The organism is Geodermatophilus sp. SYSU D00710 (assembly GCF_054050195.1).
Window position 1 is genome coordinate 23,230 of record NZ_JBJGYX010000005.1, and the last position, 16,230, is coordinate 39,459.

The window sequence follows — 16,230 nt, forward strand, 5'->3', positions numbered from 1 at the left end:
GCGGGAGGACGCCCGGCGGTGAGGGAGGACGCCGCCCGGCCCGTCTCGCCGTCCGGCCCGTCTCACCGCCCGGCCCGTCCCACCGCCCGGCCCGTCCCACCGCCCGGCCCGTCCCACCGTCCGGCCCGTCCCACCGGCCGTCCCGGCGGCCGGGGGAGAATGTCCCCTCGTGACCGCCGACCGACGCCTGCTGCTCGTGCACGCCCACCCCGACGACGAGACGATCAACAACGGCGCCACGATGGCCCGGTACGTCGCCGAGGGCGCACAGGTCACCCTGCTGACCTGCACGCTGGGCGAGGAGGGCGAGGTCCTCGTCCCGGAGCTCGAGCTGCTCGGGCCCGAGCACGCCGACCAGCTCGGCGGGTACCGGATCGCGGAGCTGCGGGCGGCCATGGACGCGCTCGGCGTCACCGACTGGCGCTTCCTCGGCGGGCCCGGGCGCTACCGGGACTCCGGGATGATGGGGACCCCGGCGAACACGAAGCCCCACGCCTTCTGGAACGCCGACCTCGACGAGGCCGTGGCGCACGCGGTGGCCGTGGTCCGGGAGGTCCGGCCGCAGGTCGTCGTCACCTACGACGAGCGGGGTGGGTACGGCCACCCCGACCACATCCAGGCCCACCGGGTCGCGATGGCCGCCGTCGAGTCCGCCGCGGACCCCGGCTACCGCCCCGAGCTGGGCGCGGCGTGGGACGTCGCCAAGGTCTACTGGTGCTGCGTGCCGCGCTCGGTGCTGCGCGAGGGCGCCGAGGCGATGGCTGCGCTGGGGGAGGCCTCGCCCTTCGACCAGCTCGGGGAGGTCGACGACATCCCCTTCGCCGTCCCCGACGAGCTGGTCACCGCCGCGGTCGACGGCCGCGCCCATGCCGGCGCGAAGGAGGCGGCCATGCGCGCGCACGCCACCCAGATCACCGTGGACGGGCCGTTCTTCGCCCTGTCGAACAACCTCGGCCAGGAGGTGCTCGGCGTGGAGTACTACCGGCTGGTCCGCGGGGAGCGCGGCGCGTCGGGGGAGGCGCCCAACGGCTGGGAGGACGACCTGTTCGCCGGCGTGACCGGATGACCCGGGCCACCGCGCTGGCCGCCGCCGCGGTCGTGGCGGTCGCCCTCGCCGGCTGGCTGGCGCTGGTCCAGGTGTTCTGGCTGCCGCTGCGCGTGGCCGGCGTCCTGGTGCCGCTGTCGGTGCTCGCCGCCCTGGTGGGCAACCCCCTGCTGGTGACGCTCGCGTTCCGGCTCACCGGCTCTCGGGTGGTGGCCGTCCTCCCGGCGGTGACCTGGCTGTCGGTCGCCCTGGCCGCCACCGTGCGCCGTCCCGAGGGCGACCTCGTCGCCGTGGGCACCGGTGCGCTGGGCGGGGTGACCCTCGCCTTCCTCGGCCTGGGCGTGGTCGGGGCCGCGCTCGCCGTCGGCCGGGTGGTGGCCGCACCGCGTCCTCAGGCGCCGTCGGGCGCCCAGCGGTAGTGGTAGCGGTGGTGCTCGACGTAGCCGGTGCGGCGGTAGAGCGCCCGCGCCGGGGCGTTCGACGCCGCCACCTGCAGGTACACCCACCGCGCCCCCCGGCCGGCGCCCCAGCGCGTGAGCGTGCCCATGACCGCCGTCGCCAGGCCGCGGCGGCGGGCGTCCTCGGCCACCGTGAGCGCGCCGACGCCCAGCCACTCGCCGGTCACCACACCCCTGGCGACGGCGGCCGGCGCGGCGGCGGGATCGGGACGCACCGCCGCGAACACCACCTCCTCGGCGTTGGTGAGCACCGCGCGGGCCGCGGCGGTGGGGGCCGGCCCGCGGTAGGCCGCCAGCCAGGCGTCGTCCGGCGCCGGCGCCAGCTCGACCGGCACGCCGTCCGCGGGGCCGGGGACCAGCGGCGCGGTGAGCACCAGGACGTCCTCCCCGCGCTCCCACCCGGCCGCGGCCAGGACGGCGTCGACGGGACGTGACCGCACGCCCGGCAGCTGGGCGCCCGGCCGCAGCCCGCGGGCGCGGTACCAGCCGCTGACCGCCGCCGTCGCCTCGCGGAGGGGCACGCCGGGGTCCCCGGCGACCAGCGCGGTGTTGGCCCGGCCGGTGAAACCGCCGCCGGCGCGCAGCAGCCAGCCGCCCAGGTCCGCCTCCTCCGGGGCGCGCCAGCCGCGGGCGGCGACCCGCTCCAGGTCGGCGACCCCCAGCGGCGAGCGGCTCTGTCCCATGCGGCGATCCTGCGCGCACGCGGCCGGGCTCCCCCGACCGGGTCGGGCGCCCCACCCGTCGAGCCCGGGGCCGCGGTACGGGGCCATACTGACGGGCGACACGCGCGAGCCCGGCCGCGAGCCGGGGCGCTGCCCGCACGTCCCCCGGGAGGACCCACCGTGACCTACGTGATCACCCAGGCCTGCGTCGACGTCCTCGACAAGGCGTGCATCGACGAGTGTCCGGTGGACTGCATCTACGAGGGCGACCGGATGCTCTACATCCACCCCGACGAGTGCGTCGACTGCGGTGCCTGCGAGCCGGTCTGTCCCGTGGAGGCCATCTACTACGAGGACGACGTCCCGGACAAGTGGAAGGACTTCTACAACGCCAACGTGGAGTTCTTCACCGACCTGGGCAGCCCGGGCGGGGCGGCGAAGACCGGCCGTATCGCCACCGACCACCCGCTGGTGCCCGCCCTCCCGCCCCAGGGCGTGGGACACTGAGCACCACCGCGGCGGGGCTGGCGGCCGGCCGCCTGCCCGACTTCCCCTGGGACAGCCTCGAGGCCGCCCGGGCCCGCGCGGCGCGGCACCCGGGCGGCCTCGTCGACCTGTCCATCGGGACGCCGGTCGACCCCACCCCCGACGTCCTGCGCACCGCGCTGGCGGCGGCCGGCGACGCCCCGGGCTACCCGATGGCCCTGGGCACCCGTGAGCTGCGCCAGGCCGCGGCCGGGTGGCTGCAGCGCCGCCTCGGCGTGACCCTCGCCGACCCGCTGGGTGCCGACCCGTCGGTCGTCCCGACGATCGGCTCCAAGGAGCTCGTGGCGCTCATGCCCACGCTGCTCGGCCTGCGCGAGGGCACCGTCGTCATCCCCGAGGTCGCCTACCCGACCTACGAGGTGGGCGCGGTCCTCGCCGGGCTGGCCGTGCGCCGCACCGACACCCCGCCCGACGACGCCGCCGGGATCGTCCTGGTCTGGCTCAACTCCCCGGGCAACCCGCACGGCCGCGTGCTCTCCGACGAGCAGCTGCGCGGCTGGGTGGCCTGGGGGCGGGCGCACGGCGTGCCGGTGGTCGCCGACGAGTGCTACGCCACCCTCGGCTGGGACGTGCAGCCGCGCTCGCTGCTGCACCCCGCCGTCGCCGGCGCCGACCACACCGGACTGCTGGCCGTCCACTCGCTGTCCAAGCAGTCGACGGCGGCCGGCTACCGCGCCGGTCTGCTCTCGGGCGACCCCGTGCTCGTCCGGCGCGTGTGGGAGGTGCGCCGGCACCTGGGCCTGCTGGTCCCCGGCCCGGTGCAGGCGGCCATGACCGCGGCGCTGGCCGACGACGCCCACGTCGACGCCCAGCGCGAGCGGTACGGCCGGCGCCGGGAGCGGCTGGCCGCGGCGGTCCGGGCCACCGGCGCGCGCATCGACCACTCCGAGGCGGGCCTGTACCTGTGGGTCACCCGCGACGAGGACTGCTGGGCCACCGTCGACTGGCTGGCCGGCCTGGGCATCGTCCCGGCGCCCGGCTCCTTCTACGGCCCGGCCGGTGCCCGGCACGTGCGGATGGCGCTGACCGCCACCGACGAGCGCGTCGACGCCGCGGTGCAGCGCCTGACCGCCTGAGCGCGCGGTACCGCGCACCGGCCCACCAGTGGCCCGCAAGTCGGCGTCGGTCGGCCGCCAGAGGGTCGCAAGGGCCGGGCGCGACGGTGGTGCCAGCCGCCGGGCAGCCCGCCCGGCCCCACCGCGGAGGCCCGCCGTGCTGCTCGTCCTGTTCCTGCTCGTCCCCGTCGCCGCACTCGCCGCGCTGGTCGCCCTCGAGGCCCGCCTGCACCGCGGCCGCAGCCTCCCGGGCTCCGCCGCGATGCCGGCGACCTTCGACCGGCCCGAGCTGTACGGCAGGGGGCGCAACCGGGTGTACTGACCGGGTCAGCCGCAGTTGCGCTCCCGGTCGTCGGAGCGCAGTGCCGCCGTCAGCGACTGGGCGAAGGCCTCCCAGCGCTGGTAGGCCTCCGGGAACGCCGAGCGCTGGACGGTGTCGGCGGCGTCGGTGAGCCGGCGGGTCTCCCAGCCGGGGACCTCGACGAGGTGGTCGTAGAACCTCCCGGCGGCGTAGACCGGGTCCTGCACCTGCGCGGGTGTGCCCCACCCCTGCGAGGGCCGCTGCTGGAACAGGCCCAGCGAGTCGCGGTCGCCGTGGTCGAGGTTGCGCAGCGTCGACTCCTGCATCGCCGTCGCCAGCGCGATGACCACCGCCCGCTCGGGCAGCCCGCGCTGCCGGCCGACGTCGGCGATGACCTGCGCGTTGGCCCACTGCTCGGCGCCCAGGGTGACCGACGTGGACGGCACCGTGCAGAGCGCCGTCGTCGGGGCGGGGGCGGAGCGCTCGGCCCGCCAGGCCAGGGCGAGGACCATCGCGACGCCCAGGACCATCGCCGGCCACCAGTAGCGCAGCGCCCAGGGGCTCGACGAGCCGCGCCGGCGCGCGGCCTGCGGGCGCTTCGCCGCGGGCCGCCGGGCCGGGGGCCGCTTCGCCGCGGGCCGCCTGGCCGCGGGGCGCGAGCCGGTCCGTGCGCTGGTCATCGCCCTCGACTGTAGGTCGGCCGCCTGGCAGGTCCCTGGACGTCGGCGGTCCGGCGAGGCGGTCCGGCGAGGCGCCTCCGCGCGGGCGCCGTCCCCGCTAGCGTGTGCCCGCCGCCGCCCCCCGACTCGAGGAGTACCGCCGTGCCCGACCTCCTGCTCCCCGGGGTGACCGCCACCCGGGTCCCCACCGCCCGGCTGGTGCAGAACGTGCTGCACGCCGAGGGGACGGACCCGGCCGGGCCGGGCGAGGCGGTGCTGCTCGTGCACGGCAACGTGAGCTCGGCGCTGTTCTGGCAGCCCACGCTGCGGACGCTGCACGACGCCGGCCGGCACCGCGTGCTCGCCGTCGACCTGCGCGGGTACGGCGACACCGACCCGCTGCCGGTCGACGCGCGCCGCGGCGTGCGGGACTGGGCCGACGACCTCGCCGCGCTGGTCGACGCGCTAGGCCTGGACCGGGTGCACCTGGTCGGCTGGAGCATGGGCGCCGGCGTCGTCCTGCAGTACCTGCTCGACGCGCCGTCGCGGGTGGCCTCGGTCACCCTGGTCGCGCCCGTCTCGCCGTACGGGTTCGGTGGCACCGCCGGCCCGGAGGGGCGACGGCTGTCCGAGGACGGTGCGGGCTCGGGCGGGGGAGCGGCCAACCCGGAGTTCGTGGCGGCGCTGGCCGCCGGGGACACCTCCGACGCCGCCCCGACCGGTCCCCGGTCGATCCTGCGGGCGTTCTACGTGGCGCCCGGGTCGCTGCCGCTGGACCCGGCGCTCGAGGACGTGTTCGTCGCCGCGATGCTGTCGACCCGCACCGGTGCGGACCACTACCCGGGTGACGCGGTCCCGAGCGACTCGTGGCCGGGGACGGCGCCGGGCACGCGCGGGGTGCTCAACACGATGGCGCCGACGGTGTTCGACGTCTCGGGCGTCGTGGACCTGCCGGTGCGACCGCCGGTGCTGTGGATCCGGGGCGACGCCGACGCGATCGTCTCCGACACCTCGGCCTTCGACCTGGCCTTCCTGGGACAGCTGGGCGCGGTGCCCGGCTGGCCCGGCGCAGAGCTGTGCCCGCCGCAGCCGATGGTCGCCCAGACCCGCGCGGTGCTCGACCGGTACGCGGCCTCCGGCGGCTCCTACCGCGAGGTCGTGCTGCCCGGGGTCGGCCACTCACCGCACGTCGAGCGGCCGCAGGAATTCGCCGTCGCGCTGCTCGAGCACCTCGACGTCTCCGCTCAGGCGCCCGCCGACCTCACCTGACGGGCTCCGGGCTAGTCGTTCGCGTGCAGGGCGGCGTTGAGCTCGCCCCAGGTGCCGGTGCGCGGCAGGGCCTCCAGCGCGCCGGAGACGCTGTTGCGGCGGAACAGCAACCCGTCGCGGCCGGAGAGCTCGCGGGCCTTGACCACCGAGCCGTCGGGCAGGGTCACCCGCGAGCCGGCGGTGACGTAGCAGCCGGCCTCGACGACGCAGTCGTCGCCCAGCGAGATGCCGATGCCGGCGTTGGCGCCGAGCAGGCAGCCGCGGCCGATCGAGACGACCTCCTTGCCGCCCCCCGACAGCGTGCCCATGATCGAGGCGCCTCCGCCGACGTCGCTGTCGGCGCCGACGACGACTCCCGCGCTGATCCGGCCCTCGACCATCGAGGGGCCCAGCGTGCCGGCGTTGTAGTTGACGAAGCCCTCGTGCATGACCGTCGTGCCCTCGGCCAGGTGCGCGCCCAGCCGGACCCGGTCGGCGTCGGCGACCCGCACGCCCGCGGGGACGACGTAGTCGACCATCCGCGGGAACTTGTCCACCGACAGCACGGTCAGGCTGCCGTGGGCGGCGCGCAGCACCGCCCGGCGGGCCGGGGTCAGCTCGGTGGCCAGCACCGGGCCGGCGCTGGTCCAGGCCACGTTGGCCAGCAGGCCGAACACGCCGTCGGTGTTGACCTCGTGCGGCCGCACGAGCCGGTGCGAGAGCAGGTGCAGCCGCAGGTAGACGTCGTGGGTGTCGGCCGGCGGGGCGGCGAGGTCGGCGATCGTGGTGCGGACACCGACCACCTGCACGCCGCGGGCGTCGTCGGTGCGCACCAGGCCGGAGAACTCCGGGCCCAGCTCGCCCTCCAGCTCCAGGGTGCCCAGCTGCTGCGTCCCCGACGGCCCCTCGCCGCCCAGCGCGGGCGCGGGGTACCACGTGTCGAGGACGGTGCCGGAGGTGGTCACGGTCGCGAGACCGGCGGCGACGGCGGAGCGGGCGGCGGGAGCGGTCACGCCGCCGACGCTACCGAGCACACTCCGCGCGCTCCCGGGGCACCGCGCCCACGGCGGCGGGGGAGCGCGGGGCGCGGGCACCGACGACGGCGCCGAGCAGGCTCAGCACCGCGACGCTCGACAGTGCCCAGCGCAGGCCGACCGCCTCGGCGAGCAGCCCGATCAGCGGCGGCCCGGCGAGGAACCCCGCGTAGCCGATCACCGACACCGCCGACACCCCGCGGCCGCCGGGCACCGCCTCGGCGCCGCCCTGCATGGCGACGGGGAAGGCGGTGGCCAGGCCCAGCCCGGCCAGGCCGAAGCCGACGAGGGCCGCGGCCGGGGTGGCCACCGTGACCGCGAGCAGCACCCCGGCGGTGGCGACGACCCCGGAGGCGGCCAGGGCGCGGGCCCGCCCGAGCCGGGCGAGCAGCAGTTCCCCGGCCAACCGGGCGACGGTCATGCTCAGCGCGAAGGCCGCGTAGCCCAGCGCCGCGACGCCGTCGCCGGCACCGGCCACGTCACGGAGGAACAGCGCGGTCCAGTCGGCCATGGCCCCCTCGCTGAAGGCCGCGAACAGGGCGATCAGGCCGAACACCCACACCGCGCGGGACCGCCAGGCGCTGCGGTCGCCCGACCCCTCGGGGCGGTCCTCCGGGACGTCGGCCGGCAGCCGGGACGCGACGGCCAGGACGCCGGCGGCGGCCGCCACGCCGACCAGGCCCAGGTGCCAGGACGGCGGCATCCCGGCCCCGGCGGCGAGTGCGCCGGTGCCGGCCCCGGCCAACCCGCCCAGGCTGAAGGCCGCGTGGAAGGAGGGCATGAGCGGCCGCCCCGCCTGCCGGACCACCTGCACCGCGCCGACGTTCATCGCGACATCGAGCACGCCGAAGACGGCGCCGTAGACGAACAGCACGGCCCCGAGCGGGACCACACCGGTGACCTGCCCGGGCAGCGTGACCGCGGCCGCCGTCCCCAGGCCGGTGAGCACGGTGACCCGGGCCGATCCGTACCGGTCGATGACCCGGCCGGCCAGCGACATGGCGGCGATCGAGCCGACCGCGATGCAGAGCAGGGCCAGGCCGAGCGCGCCCGGGCCGGCGCCGGTGCGGTCGCTCACGGCGGGGATGCGGGTCACCCAGTTGGCGAACACCGCGCCGTTGACGAAGAAGACCGCGGAGACGGCGAGACGCGCGTCGGCGACCGCACTTCTGGATCGATCCAGAACCATGTCGCCAGCGTAGGCCGTAGCCTGCCGCCGTGCCACGACGACCGACCCTGCGCGACCTCGCGGCCGCCGCCGGGGTCAGCCGCTCGACGGCGTCCAACGCCTACAACCGGCCCGACCAGCTGAGCGCCGAGCTGCGGGAGCGGGTCCTCGCCACCGCGGGCGCGATCGGCTACCCGGGACCGAGCCCGGCGGGCAGTGCGCTGCGCCGCGGCCGGTCGGGCTCGCTGGGCGTGATGCTCGGCGACCGGCTCGGCTACGCCTTCAGCGACCCCGCCGCCGCGGTCTTCCTCGACGGGCTGGCCGAGGCGGTCGAGGACGAGGGCTACGCGCTGCTCGTGCTCCCCGGCGCCCGGACCGGCGGTGGGCCTCCTCCCGACGCGGTGCGGGCGGCCGTCGTCGACGCCGTCGTCGCCTACTCCCTGCCCGACGACGACCCGGCGCTCGCGGCGGTCCGGGAGCGGGGCCTGCCGCTGGTCACCGTGGACCAGCCCGCCCTGGCCGGTGTCCCCGGGGTGCGGGTCGACGACGCGGCCGGCGCCCGCGCCGTCGCCGGGCACGTGCTGGGCCTGGGCCACCGCCGGCTGGCCGTGGTCGCCTTCGAGCTGGCGGCGGACGGCGCGCAGGGACCAGCCGACGCCGGGCGGCAGGAGCGGGCGACGTTCAGCGTCACCCGTGACCGGCTGGCCGGGTACCGCGCCGCGGTGGAGGCGGCCGGGCTCGACTGGGCCGACGTACCCGTGCACGAGTGCCCGCACAACGCCTCCGCCGAGGGGGTGCGGGCCCTCGGCGAGCTCCTGCCGGCGGGGCCGACGGCGGTGCTGGCCATGAGCGACGAGCTCGCGCTCGGGGTGGTCCAGGGTGCCACCGAGGCGGGCCTGGACGTGCCGGGCGACCTCACGGTGACCGGCTTCGACGACACCGGCGCCGCCGCCCGGGCCGGGCTGACGACGGTGCGCCAGCCGCTGCGGGACAAGGGCGTGCGGGTCGGCGAGCAGCTGCTGGCCCTGCTCGCCGGCGAGGACACGGCCTCCGAGACCCTGTCGACCGAGCTGGTCGTGCGGTCCTCCAGCGCGCCGCCCCCGGCACCCGGCGTGGTCCAGCGGGACGCCCGGGACCGCCCGTAGGCTCGGGCACCGTGACCGGCGCGCCCGACCTGGACCTGACCGTCGACGTCCTGACCGTCACCCGCGCGCTGGTCGACACCCCGTCGGTGTCCGGCGACGAGCGCGCGCTGGCCGACGCCGTCGAGGCCGCGCTGCGGGCCCTGGGCGGGCTGGAGGTCGAACGGGTCGGCGACACGGTGCTCGCCCGCACCTCGCTGGGCCGCGACACCCGGATCGTGCTCGCCGGGCACCTGGACACCGTGCCGATCGCCGGCAACGTGCCCAGCCGGCTCGAGGACGGGCGGCTGTTCGGCTGCGGCACCAGCGACATGAAGTCCGGCGACGCGGTGATGCTGCGGCTGGCCGGCCGCTTCGGTGTCCCCGGCGCCGAGCCCGCGCACGACCTGACGTTCGTCTTCTACGACAACGAGGAGGTCGAGTCGGTCAAGAGCGGCCTCGGCCGGGTCGTCCGCGAGCGCCGCGGCTGGGTCTACGGCGACCTCGCCGTCCTGCTCGAGCCCACCGACGGCGAGATCGAGGCCGGCTGTCAGGGCACGCTGCGGGCGGTGCTGGAGGTGACCGGCCGCCGGGCGCACAGCGCGCGCGGCTGGCTCGGGGTGAACGCGGTCCACGGCGCCGCCGGCATCCTCGCGACGCTCGCCGCCTACGAGGCGCGGCAGGTCGAGATCGACGGCTGCACCTACCGCGAGGGCCTCAACGCGGTGGGGATCGAGGGCGGCGTCGCGGGCAACGTGGTCCCCGACGAGTGCCGGGTGACGGTGAACTTCCGCTACGCGCCCGACCGGGACGAGGACGCCGCCGAGGCGCACGTGCGCGAGGTGTTCGCCGACGCGATCGCCGCCGGCGCCACGCTGACCGTCACCGACAACGCCGGCGGCGCCCTGCCCGGGCTGACCGAGCCGGCCGCCGCGGCCTTCGTCGCCGCCGTCGGCCGCCCGGCCCGGGCCAAGCTCGGCTGGACCGACGTCGCCCGCTTCGCAGCCCTGGGCATCCCGGCGGTGAACTACGGCCCGGGCGACCCGCAGCTCGCGCACACCCGCGAGGAGTCGGTCCTGGTCGAGCGGCTGCAGCCGGCCGAGGACGCCCTGACCGCCTACCTGTCGGCGCCGACCGCCCGAGGAGCGACCGCATGACCACCATCCCCCCGCCCGACGGCGCCCGGAAGCCGCGCCCGACGCGCCACCGCGGCCCGGTGATGCTGCGCGGCGGCGAGCCGGACCCCCAGACGGTCGGGACGACGACCGACCAGCGCCTGCTCGACCGGCGCGGGCCCACCGACTGGGTGCACACCGACCCGTGGCGGGTGCTGCGCATCCAGTCGGAGTTCGTCGAGGGCTTCGGCCTGCTCGCCGAGCTGCCCCGCGCGGTGAGCGTCTTCGGCAGCGCCCGCACCAAGCCCGACCACCCGCACTACGCGGCCGGGGTGCGGATCGGCGCGGCGCTGGCCGAGGCCGGCTACGCCGTCGTCACCGGCGGCGGGCCCGGCGCCATGGAGGCGGCCAACCGCGGCGCGTCGGAGGCCGGCGGGCTGTCGGTCGGCCTGGGCATCGAGCTGCCGTTCGAGCAGGAGCTCAACGAGTGGGTCGACCTCGGCATCAGCTTCCGCTACTTCTTCGTCCGCAAGACGATGTTCGTGAAGTACGCGCAGGCCTTCGTGATCCTGCCCGGCGGCTTCGGCACCCTCGACGAGCTGTTCGAGGCGCTGACCCTGGTGCAGACCCGCAAGGTGACCCGCTTCCCGGTGGTCCTCTTCGGCACCGAGTACTGGAGCGGGCTGGTCGACTGGATCCGCGGCAGCCTGCTCGAGTCGGGCACCATCAGCGCCGGTGACCTCGACCTGTTCACCGTCACCGACGACGTCGACGAGGTGCTCGCCCGGATCCGCGAGGCCGAGACCGCCCGCGCCGCAGGCGACGGCGGCGGCGGGATGCGGGCGCCGCTGAGCCCGCCGGTCGAACCCGTCGAGGGCTGAGGACGCCGGTGCTGTCCTTCCTGGTCGGGATCGCCGCGGTCGCCGTCGTCGGCGCGCTGCTGTTCCTGGGCGGGTCGCTGCTGCTCGGCCGCGGCGAGACCCAGCCACCGGCCGAGCTGGACCGCTCGCCGGTCGAGCTGCCCGACGACCGGCCGGTGACCGGGGAGGACGTCCGCGCGCTGCAGGTCTCGGTGGCCGTGCGCGGCTACCGCATGACCGAGGTGGACTGGCTGCTCGAGCAGCTGGCCCAGGCGCTGGAGGAGCGCGACGAGGTGATCGCCGCGCTGCGCGACCGGCGGCCCGCCGGGGCGGCCGACGCCGACGCCGACCCCGGCCTCCCGCTCCCGGCCGACGGCGCATCCGGGAGCGGGCCCGGCCGCGAAGGACCGGCCGTGGACGAGGGAGCGCGCGACGGTGCCTGAGCTGGTCCTGCCGGTCCGCGTGGCGGCGCCGCCCGAGCAGGTGTGGGCGGCGCTCACCGACTGGCGCGCGCAGGGGCGGTGGATGCCGGCCACCGACGTCGAGGTGGTCACCGCCGCGGAGGAGGGCGTCGGCGTGCGGCTGGCCGCGCGCACCGGCGTCCCGCTGCCGTGGCGGCGCGGCCGGCACCTCGGCGTGCTCGACACGATGGTGGTCACCGAGTGGGACCCGCCGCGCCGCGTGGTCGTCCAGCACACCGGCCGGATCGTGCGCGGGCCGGGCATCTTCGAGCTCACACCCGCCGGGGGCGGCACCGACCTGGTCCTGACCGAACGGTGGTACCCGCCCTTCGGTCTGCTCGGCCGGCTCGGCTGGCCGCTGGCGCGCCCGTTCGTCGTCCTCGGCTTCCGGATCGCGCTGCGCCGGTTCGCCCGCTACGCCCGCGCCTACCCCGGCTGAACGGCCGCCCGGACCGCACCGCGGCTGACGTACCAGCGCTGCCACAGCAGCGCGGCGGTGACCAGCGTGAGCACCGTGCCGCCGTCGTACATCAGCCGGGCGCCCGCCTCGGCGCCGACCACACCGGCCGGCGGGTGCGCGTAGAGCACCTTGGCCAGCACGTCGTGCCCGGCGGTACCCGCGGCCAGCGCCGCGGCCCGCACGCCCACGCCGCGGCGGTGCGGCGCGGGGTCGACGGCGAGCACCGCGGCCGTGGCGAGGTAGCCGCTGACCAGCACGTGCAGCGCGAGGAAGGCCGCCAGGCCGGGGGAGTGCGCGGCCGCGGCGTGCAGGCCGGTCCCGTAGAGCAGCCACAGCCCCGCCGCGTTGACCGGGACGGCGACGAGCGGGTCGGCGAGCCACCGCAGCGGGGCGGCGCGCAGCAGCCGCGCCAGCCGCCGGGCGCCGTCCCGCGGCAGGGCCCGCAGCGCCAGGGTCACCGGGGCGCCGAGGACCAGCAGCAGCGGGGCGGCCATCCCCAGCAGGAGGTGGCCGGCCATGTGCGCGCGCAGGTCGCCGTGCGCGTCCAGCGGCCCGGCGACGGCAGCTGCGGCGGTGGCCACGCCGGCCAGCCAGGCCGCCGTCCGGGGCAGCGGCCACGGGGCGCGGCAGCGCCAGGTGGCCGCGACGTAGACCGCCCCGGCGCCGAGCAGGACGGCGACGGCGGCGGCGGTCACCGGACGCGGGCCGGCCGGGCGCGGGAGCGCAGCAGCAGCCCGACCCCGGCGGCCAGCAGGACCAGCCCGGGGACGATCCAGCCGACGTCGTAGCCGGTCGGGTCGACGCCGTAGCGGACCTGGTGCAGCCGCAGCAGCTTGTGGTGCACCAGCCCGTCCCAGACCTGGAACGCGCCGGCGGCGGTGAGCACCGCACCCCACCACAGCGCGGGCACGAACGGCCCGCGGCGGCGCGCGTCGGCCAGCAGCGCCATGCCGGCGACGGCGGCCGAGAACGTGGCCGCGTGCAGCACGCCGTCGGAGACCAGGCCGGCCGCCCCGCTCGCCCGGTCGTAGAAGTGGTGCCAGTGCAGCAGCTGGTGGAACACGATCTCGTCGACCGCACCGGCGGTGCCCAGCCCGAGCAGCAGGCCGGAGACCAGCAGCCGTCGCCGGGCCGGAGGGCGGGGGAGTGCGTCGGCCACGGGGCCTCCCGTCGTCTGGCGTCCCCGGGCGCTGCCCGCGCCGCACCGGCGGGAAACGGGCTCCGGCTGGACCCGGCCCCAGGGGCGTGCCGCACGCTCGGGACATGAGCGGAGACCTGCTGCGGTCGGGGGAGTTCCTGCGCCGCACCCGGCTGTCGGCGAAGGCGCTGCGGCTCTACGCCGAGCAGGGGCTGCTGGTGCCCGACGCGGTCGACCCCTGGACCGGCTACCGCGGCTACGCGGCCGCGCAGGTGGACCGCGCCCGCCTCATCGCCGCGCTGCGCCGCGCCGGCATGCCGCTCGCCCGGGTGCGCGAGGTCGTCGACCTGGACCCGGCGGCCCGGCGGGCGGCCGTCGCGCGGTGGTGGGACGGCGTCGAGGAGGACCTGCGGCGACGCCGGACGTGGGTGGGCGCGCTGACCGTGGAACCGGACGAGGAGGAGGACGACGTGACCGAGGTGTCCCTGCGCGAGGTGGCCGAGCAGACGGTGCTGACCGCCGAGCAGCGGCTGACCGTCGACGAGCTCGAGGACTTCATCACCGGGGCGTCGGAGGAGATCGACGCGCACCTGGCGCGGTCGGGCGCCGTCCCGGCCGGCCCCCTGCGCGTCGTCTACCACGGCATGGTCACCGAGGACGGCGACGGCCCGGTGGAGGTGGTGCGGCCCTTCACCGGCCGGGTGGAGCCGGCCGGGGAGCTGCGGATCCGGCTGCAGCGGGCCGGCCGGGAGGCGGTCACCTGCCTGTCACGGCGGCAGGCGGAGTTCCCCGGCATCCTGCGGGCCTACGACGCCGTCGGCGCCTGGGTGGACGCCCGCGGCCTGGAGCGGGCGGGCAGCCCTGCCGAGGTCTACCTGAGCGACCGCGACGTGGCCCCCGACGAGCCGCACGTCGAGGTGGCCTGGCCGGTCGCCTGACTCACGCCCGGGAGGTCGCCAGCCGGGCGCCGAACGCGAGGAGGGCGCACCCGGTGACCGCGTCGAGGGCCCGCCGGACCGGTCGCCGGGTGAGCACCCGCCGCGCGAGGTGCAGCCCGGCGACCAGCGCACCCAGCCACGCCAGCCCCAGGACCGCGTGGGTGAGGGCGTACGCCAGCAGCACCGGCGCGCCGGTGTCCGGCGACAGGAACTGCGGCAGCACGGCCAGGTAGAACGCCAGCACCTTCGGGTTGGTCACGTTGGTGAGGAACCCCTGCCGGAGGCCGGCCCACGCCGCGCGCGGGGCCTCCGGGCTGCCGTCGTCGAGGTCGGGGTAGCGCCCGCGCACGGCGGAGGCGAACGCCTGCACCGCGAGTAACACCAGGTAGGCGATGCCCACCCAGCGGATCGCCTGGAACAGCGGCTCGACCCGGACGACCACCGCGGCCAGCCCGGCCGCGGCCGCGGCGCCCTGCACGGCGTTGGAGGCCGTGACGCCGACGGCGCACCAGCCGCCGCGCCGTCGTCCGCCCGCCAGGGTGTTCCGGACGACGACGGCGAAGTCGGGCCCCGGTGCGAGCGTCAGGAGCGCGGCGAAGACGACGAAGGTGCCGTAGCCCGACCGGTCCACACCCGGAGCCTCTCAGGCCCGCCGGCGGGAGGCCACGAACGCCATGGCCTCCTCGGCGAGCGCGAGGTCGGACTCCGGCGTGCCGTGGTCGAGCGCGACCCACTCCCGCATCGGGGTGCCGTTGGCCGCCGCGAAGGGCAGCCCGGTGCCGGCGGCGACCAGGCCCTCCACCCGGTGCCGCGGCAGCTTGAACACCAGCGCCCCGCCGACGACCATCGCGAAGATCGACCCGTCGACGGTGAGCGCGGCCGAGCCGAAGCCCCGCCGCCCGCCCGCGCCGGGCGGACCGACCCCCGGCCGTGTGGCGAGGGCCTCCACGAGGAGGTCGAAGCGCTGGCCCGGGTCCACGGCACCGAGTCCAGCGCCGGGCGGCGGGGATGGCAACGGGAACGTCCGCCGCATCGGTGAGGATGTCGCGGTGAGTCGTCGCGGGTGGGCCCTGTTCCTGGCGATGTCGGTCATCTGGGGCGTGCCCTACCTGCTGATCAAGGTCGCGGTCGACGAGGTGTCGCCGGTCGTCCTGGTCTTCGTGCGGTGCGTCGTCGGGGCGGCGCTGCTGCTGCCGTGGGTGCTCGCCCGCGGCCAGGTCCGCCCGGCGCTGCGGCACTGGCGCGCGCTGTTGCTGTTCACGGTGCTGGAGATGACCGCGCCCTGGCTGCTGCTGTCCTACGCCGAGGTGTCGCTGTCGAGCTCGCTGACCGGGCTGCTGGTGGCCTCGGTGCCGTTCGTGGCGGCGCTGGCCGCGCGGCTGCTCGGCGAGGAGGAGCGGCTGACACCGGTGCGGCTGGCGGGCATGGGGCTCGGCGTCCTGGGCATCGTGGCGCTGCTCGGGTTCGACGTCGAGGGCATCGCGCTGCTGCCGGTGCTGGCCGTCGTGTTGGTCGTCATCGGCTACGGGACGGCGCCGCTGGTGGCCAGCCGCGCGCTCGGCGACGTCCCGGGGGTGGCGGTCAGCGCGGTGGCGCTGGTGGTCACGGCGGTGGTCTACGCGCCGTTCGCGCTGCCCCGCCTGGACGAGGTGACGGCGGCGTCGCCACAGGCGCTCGGGTCGCTGGTGGCCCTCGGCGTGGTGTGCACCGCGCTGGCGCTGGTGCTGTTCTTCGCGCTGATCCGCGAGGCCGGTCCGCAGCGGGCGCTGGTGATCACCTTCGTCAACCCGGCGGTCGCCGTGGTCGCCGGGGTCCTGCTGCTCGACGAGCCCTTCACCCTCGGCCTGGCGGTGGGGCTGCCGCTGGTGCTGGTCGGCTGCGTTCTCGCCACCCGCCGCAACGCCCCGGCGCCGGCTCCGGTGGAGTCGCCGGTGCCGTGAGGGGCCTCTGTAGCGCGGATG

The 16,230-nt window shown here is 77.2% G+C and carries 21 protein-coding genes; 13 read left to right on the forward strand and 8 right to left on the reverse strand.

All coding sequences use genetic code 11. The features are described from left to right. Positions 1 to 169 precede the first annotated feature (169 nt). On the forward strand, positions 170 to 1,066 hold the full coding sequence (gene mshB, locus ACI78U_RS03425; RefSeq protein ID WP_456873884.1) for an N-acetyl-1-D-myo-inositol-2-amino-2-deoxy-alpha-D-glucopyranoside deacetylase: 897 nt from the start codon (positions 170 to 172) through the stop codon (positions 1,064 to 1,066). Further along, entirely contained in the window at positions 1,063 to 1,464 is a 402-nt protein-coding gene (locus ACI78U_RS03430) for a hypothetical protein (protein WP_456873885.1), read from the forward strand. The genes mshB and ACI78U_RS03430 overlap by 4 nt, the downstream gene beginning before the upstream one ends. Here the strand turns inward: ACI78U_RS03430 and ACI78U_RS03435 are convergent. Then, the gene (locus ACI78U_RS03435; protein ID WP_456873886.1) at positions 1,437 to 2,186 is read right to left on the reverse strand and encodes a GNAT family N-acetyltransferase; all 750 of its coding nucleotides are present in this window, start codon (positions 2,184 to 2,186) and stop codon (positions 1,437 to 1,439) included. The two genes, ACI78U_RS03430 and ACI78U_RS03435, sit on opposite strands and share 28 nt — an antisense overlap. A gap of 159 nt (positions 2,187 to 2,345) precedes the next feature. On the opposite strand from ACI78U_RS03435, the gene fdxA reads away from it, so the two are divergent. The 3 genes from fdxA (at position 2,346) to ACI78U_RS03450 (ending at position 4,088) form a co-directional block, all read left to right on the forward strand. Further along, positions 2,346 to 2,672, forward strand: a complete 327-nt coding sequence (gene fdxA / locus ACI78U_RS03440; RefSeq protein ID WP_456873887.1) for a ferredoxin — start codon at positions 2,346 to 2,348, stop codon at positions 2,670 to 2,672. Between the two features lie 32 nt (positions 2,673 to 2,704). Further along, complete coding sequence (dapC, locus tag ACI78U_RS03445) at positions 2,705 to 3,787, forward strand: succinyldiaminopimelate transaminase (RefSeq protein ID WP_456874004.1); 1,083 nt, start codon at positions 2,705 to 2,707, stop codon at positions 3,785 to 3,787. A 136-nt stretch (positions 3,788 to 3,923) separates the two neighbouring features. Continuing rightward, a complete protein-coding gene (locus ACI78U_RS03450) occupies positions 3,924 to 4,088 on the forward strand; it encodes a hypothetical protein (RefSeq protein ID WP_456873888.1) in 165 nt (54 codons plus the stop codon). Positions 4,089 to 4,093: 5 nt separating this feature from the next. Here ACI78U_RS03450 and ACI78U_RS03455 read toward each other — a convergent pair whose 3' ends face one another. Further along, entirely contained in the window at positions 4,094 to 4,747 is a 654-nt protein-coding gene (locus ACI78U_RS03455) for a hypothetical protein (protein ID WP_456873889.1), read from the reverse strand. Positions 4,748 to 4,888: 141 nt separating this feature from the next. On the opposite strand from ACI78U_RS03455, the gene ACI78U_RS03460 reads away from it, so the two are divergent. Then, positions 4,889 to 5,995: an alpha/beta fold hydrolase gene (locus ACI78U_RS03460; RefSeq protein ID WP_456873890.1), complete on the forward strand. Its 1,107-nt coding sequence runs from the start codon at positions 4,889 to 4,891 to the stop codon at positions 5,993 to 5,995. 11 nt (positions 5,996 to 6,006) lie between these two features. Here ACI78U_RS03460 and dapD read toward each other — a convergent pair whose 3' ends face one another. Further along, a complete protein-coding gene (gene dapD, locus ACI78U_RS03465) occupies positions 6,007 to 6,987 on the reverse strand; it encodes a 2,3,4,5-tetrahydropyridine-2,6-dicarboxylate N-succinyltransferase (RefSeq protein WP_456873891.1) in 981 nt (326 codons plus the stop codon). 10 nt (positions 6,988 to 6,997) lie between these two features. Continuing rightward, positions 6,998 to 8,197, reverse strand: a complete 1,200-nt coding sequence (locus tag ACI78U_RS03470; RefSeq protein ID WP_456873892.1) for an MFS transporter — start codon at positions 8,195 to 8,197, stop codon at positions 6,998 to 7,000. 29 nt (positions 8,198 to 8,226) lie between these two features. Between ACI78U_RS03470 and ACI78U_RS03475 the strand changes: the two genes are divergently transcribed. The 5 genes from ACI78U_RS03475 to ACI78U_RS03495 are packed head-to-tail and all read left to right on the forward strand — an operon-like array spanning position 8,227 to position 12,172. Beyond that, on the forward strand, positions 8,227 to 9,321 hold the full coding sequence (locus tag ACI78U_RS03475; RefSeq protein ID WP_456873893.1) for a LacI family DNA-binding transcriptional regulator: 1,095 nt from the start codon (positions 8,227 to 8,229) through the stop codon (positions 9,319 to 9,321). A gap of 11 nt (positions 9,322 to 9,332) precedes the next feature. Next, positions 9,333 to 10,454, forward strand: coding sequence for a succinyl-diaminopimelate desuccinylase (gene dapE / locus ACI78U_RS03480; protein ID WP_456873894.1), 1,122 nt, complete (start codon positions 9,333 to 9,335; stop codon positions 10,452 to 10,454). Next, on the forward strand, positions 10,451 to 11,293 hold the full coding sequence (locus ACI78U_RS03485; protein WP_456873895.1) for an LOG family protein: 843 nt from the start codon (positions 10,451 to 10,453) through the stop codon (positions 11,291 to 11,293). The genes dapE and ACI78U_RS03485 overlap by 4 nt, the downstream gene beginning before the upstream one ends. An 8-nt stretch (positions 11,294 to 11,301) precedes the next feature. Further along, positions 11,302 to 11,715, forward strand: coding sequence for a DivIVA domain-containing protein (locus tag ACI78U_RS03490; RefSeq protein WP_456873896.1), 414 nt, complete (start codon positions 11,302 to 11,304; stop codon positions 11,713 to 11,715). Further along, entirely contained in the window at positions 11,708 to 12,172 is a 465-nt protein-coding gene (locus ACI78U_RS03495) for an SRPBCC family protein (RefSeq protein ID WP_456873897.1), read from the forward strand. The genes ACI78U_RS03490 and ACI78U_RS03495 overlap by 8 nt, the downstream gene beginning before the upstream one ends. On the opposite strand, the gene ACI78U_RS03500 is transcribed toward ACI78U_RS03495, so the two are convergent. Both ACI78U_RS03500 and ACI78U_RS03505 read right to left on the reverse strand, forming a co-directional pair. Continuing rightward, positions 12,160 to 12,888, reverse strand: a complete 729-nt coding sequence (locus ACI78U_RS03500) for a cytochrome c oxidase assembly protein (protein WP_456873898.1) — start codon at positions 12,886 to 12,888, stop codon at positions 12,160 to 12,162. The two genes, ACI78U_RS03495 and ACI78U_RS03500, sit on opposite strands and share 13 nt — an antisense overlap. Next, entirely contained in the window at positions 12,885 to 13,352 is a 468-nt protein-coding gene (locus tag ACI78U_RS03505) for a DUF2243 domain-containing protein (protein ID WP_456873899.1), read from the reverse strand. The genes ACI78U_RS03500 and ACI78U_RS03505 overlap by 4 nt, the downstream gene beginning before the upstream one ends. Positions 13,353 to 13,456: 104 nt before the next feature. Here ACI78U_RS03505 and ACI78U_RS03510 point away from each other — a divergent pair, with 104 nt between their 5' ends. After that, entirely contained in the window at positions 13,457 to 14,269 is an 813-nt protein-coding gene (locus tag ACI78U_RS03510; RefSeq protein WP_456873900.1) for a MerR family transcriptional regulator, read from the forward strand. A gap of 1 nt (position 14,270) precedes the next feature. Here the strand turns inward: ACI78U_RS03510 and ACI78U_RS03515 are convergent, their stop codons facing one another. Together ACI78U_RS03515 and ACI78U_RS03520 are read right to left on the reverse strand one after the other, a co-directional pair. After that, a complete protein-coding gene (locus tag ACI78U_RS03515) occupies positions 14,271 to 14,900 on the reverse strand; it encodes a LysE family translocator (protein WP_456873901.1) in 630 nt (209 codons plus the stop codon). 12 nt (positions 14,901 to 14,912) lie between these two features. Continuing rightward, a complete protein-coding gene (locus tag ACI78U_RS03520; protein WP_456873902.1) occupies positions 14,913 to 15,248 on the reverse strand; it encodes a TfoX/Sxy family protein in 336 nt (111 codons plus the stop codon). A 70-nt stretch (positions 15,249 to 15,318) separates the two neighbouring features. On the opposite strand from ACI78U_RS03520, the gene ACI78U_RS03525 reads away from it, so the two are divergent. Beyond that, the gene (locus ACI78U_RS03525; RefSeq protein ID WP_456873903.1) at positions 15,319 to 16,209 is read left to right on the forward strand and encodes a DMT family transporter; all 891 of its coding nucleotides are present in this window, start codon (positions 15,319 to 15,321) and stop codon (positions 16,207 to 16,209) included. Positions 16,210 to 16,230 lie beyond the last annotated feature (21 nt).

Coding starts and splice junctions, on each gene's coding strand:
- ACI78U_RS03430 (WP_456873885.1), top strand. CDS start 1,063: ATGACCCGGGCCACCGCGCTGGCCGCCGCCGCGGTCGTGGCGGTCGCC.
- ACI78U_RS03470 (WP_456873892.1), bottom strand. CDS start 8,197: ATGGTTCTGGATCGATCCAGAAGTGCGGTCGCCGACGCGCGTCTCGCC.
- ACI78U_RS03455 (WP_456873889.1), bottom strand. CDS start 4,747: ATGACCAGCGCACGGACCGGCTCGCGCCCCGCGGCCAGGCGGCCCGCG.
- ACI78U_RS03510 (WP_456873900.1), top strand. CDS start 13,457: ATGAGCGGAGACCTGCTGCGGTCGGGGGAGTTCCTGCGCCGCACCCGG.
- ACI78U_RS03435 (WP_456873886.1), bottom strand. CDS start 2,186: ATGGGACAGAGCCGCTCGCCGCTGGGGGTCGCCGACCTGGAGCGGGTC.
- ACI78U_RS03485 (WP_456873895.1), top strand. CDS start 10,451: ATGACCACCATCCCCCCGCCCGACGGCGCCCGGAAGCCGCGCCCGACG.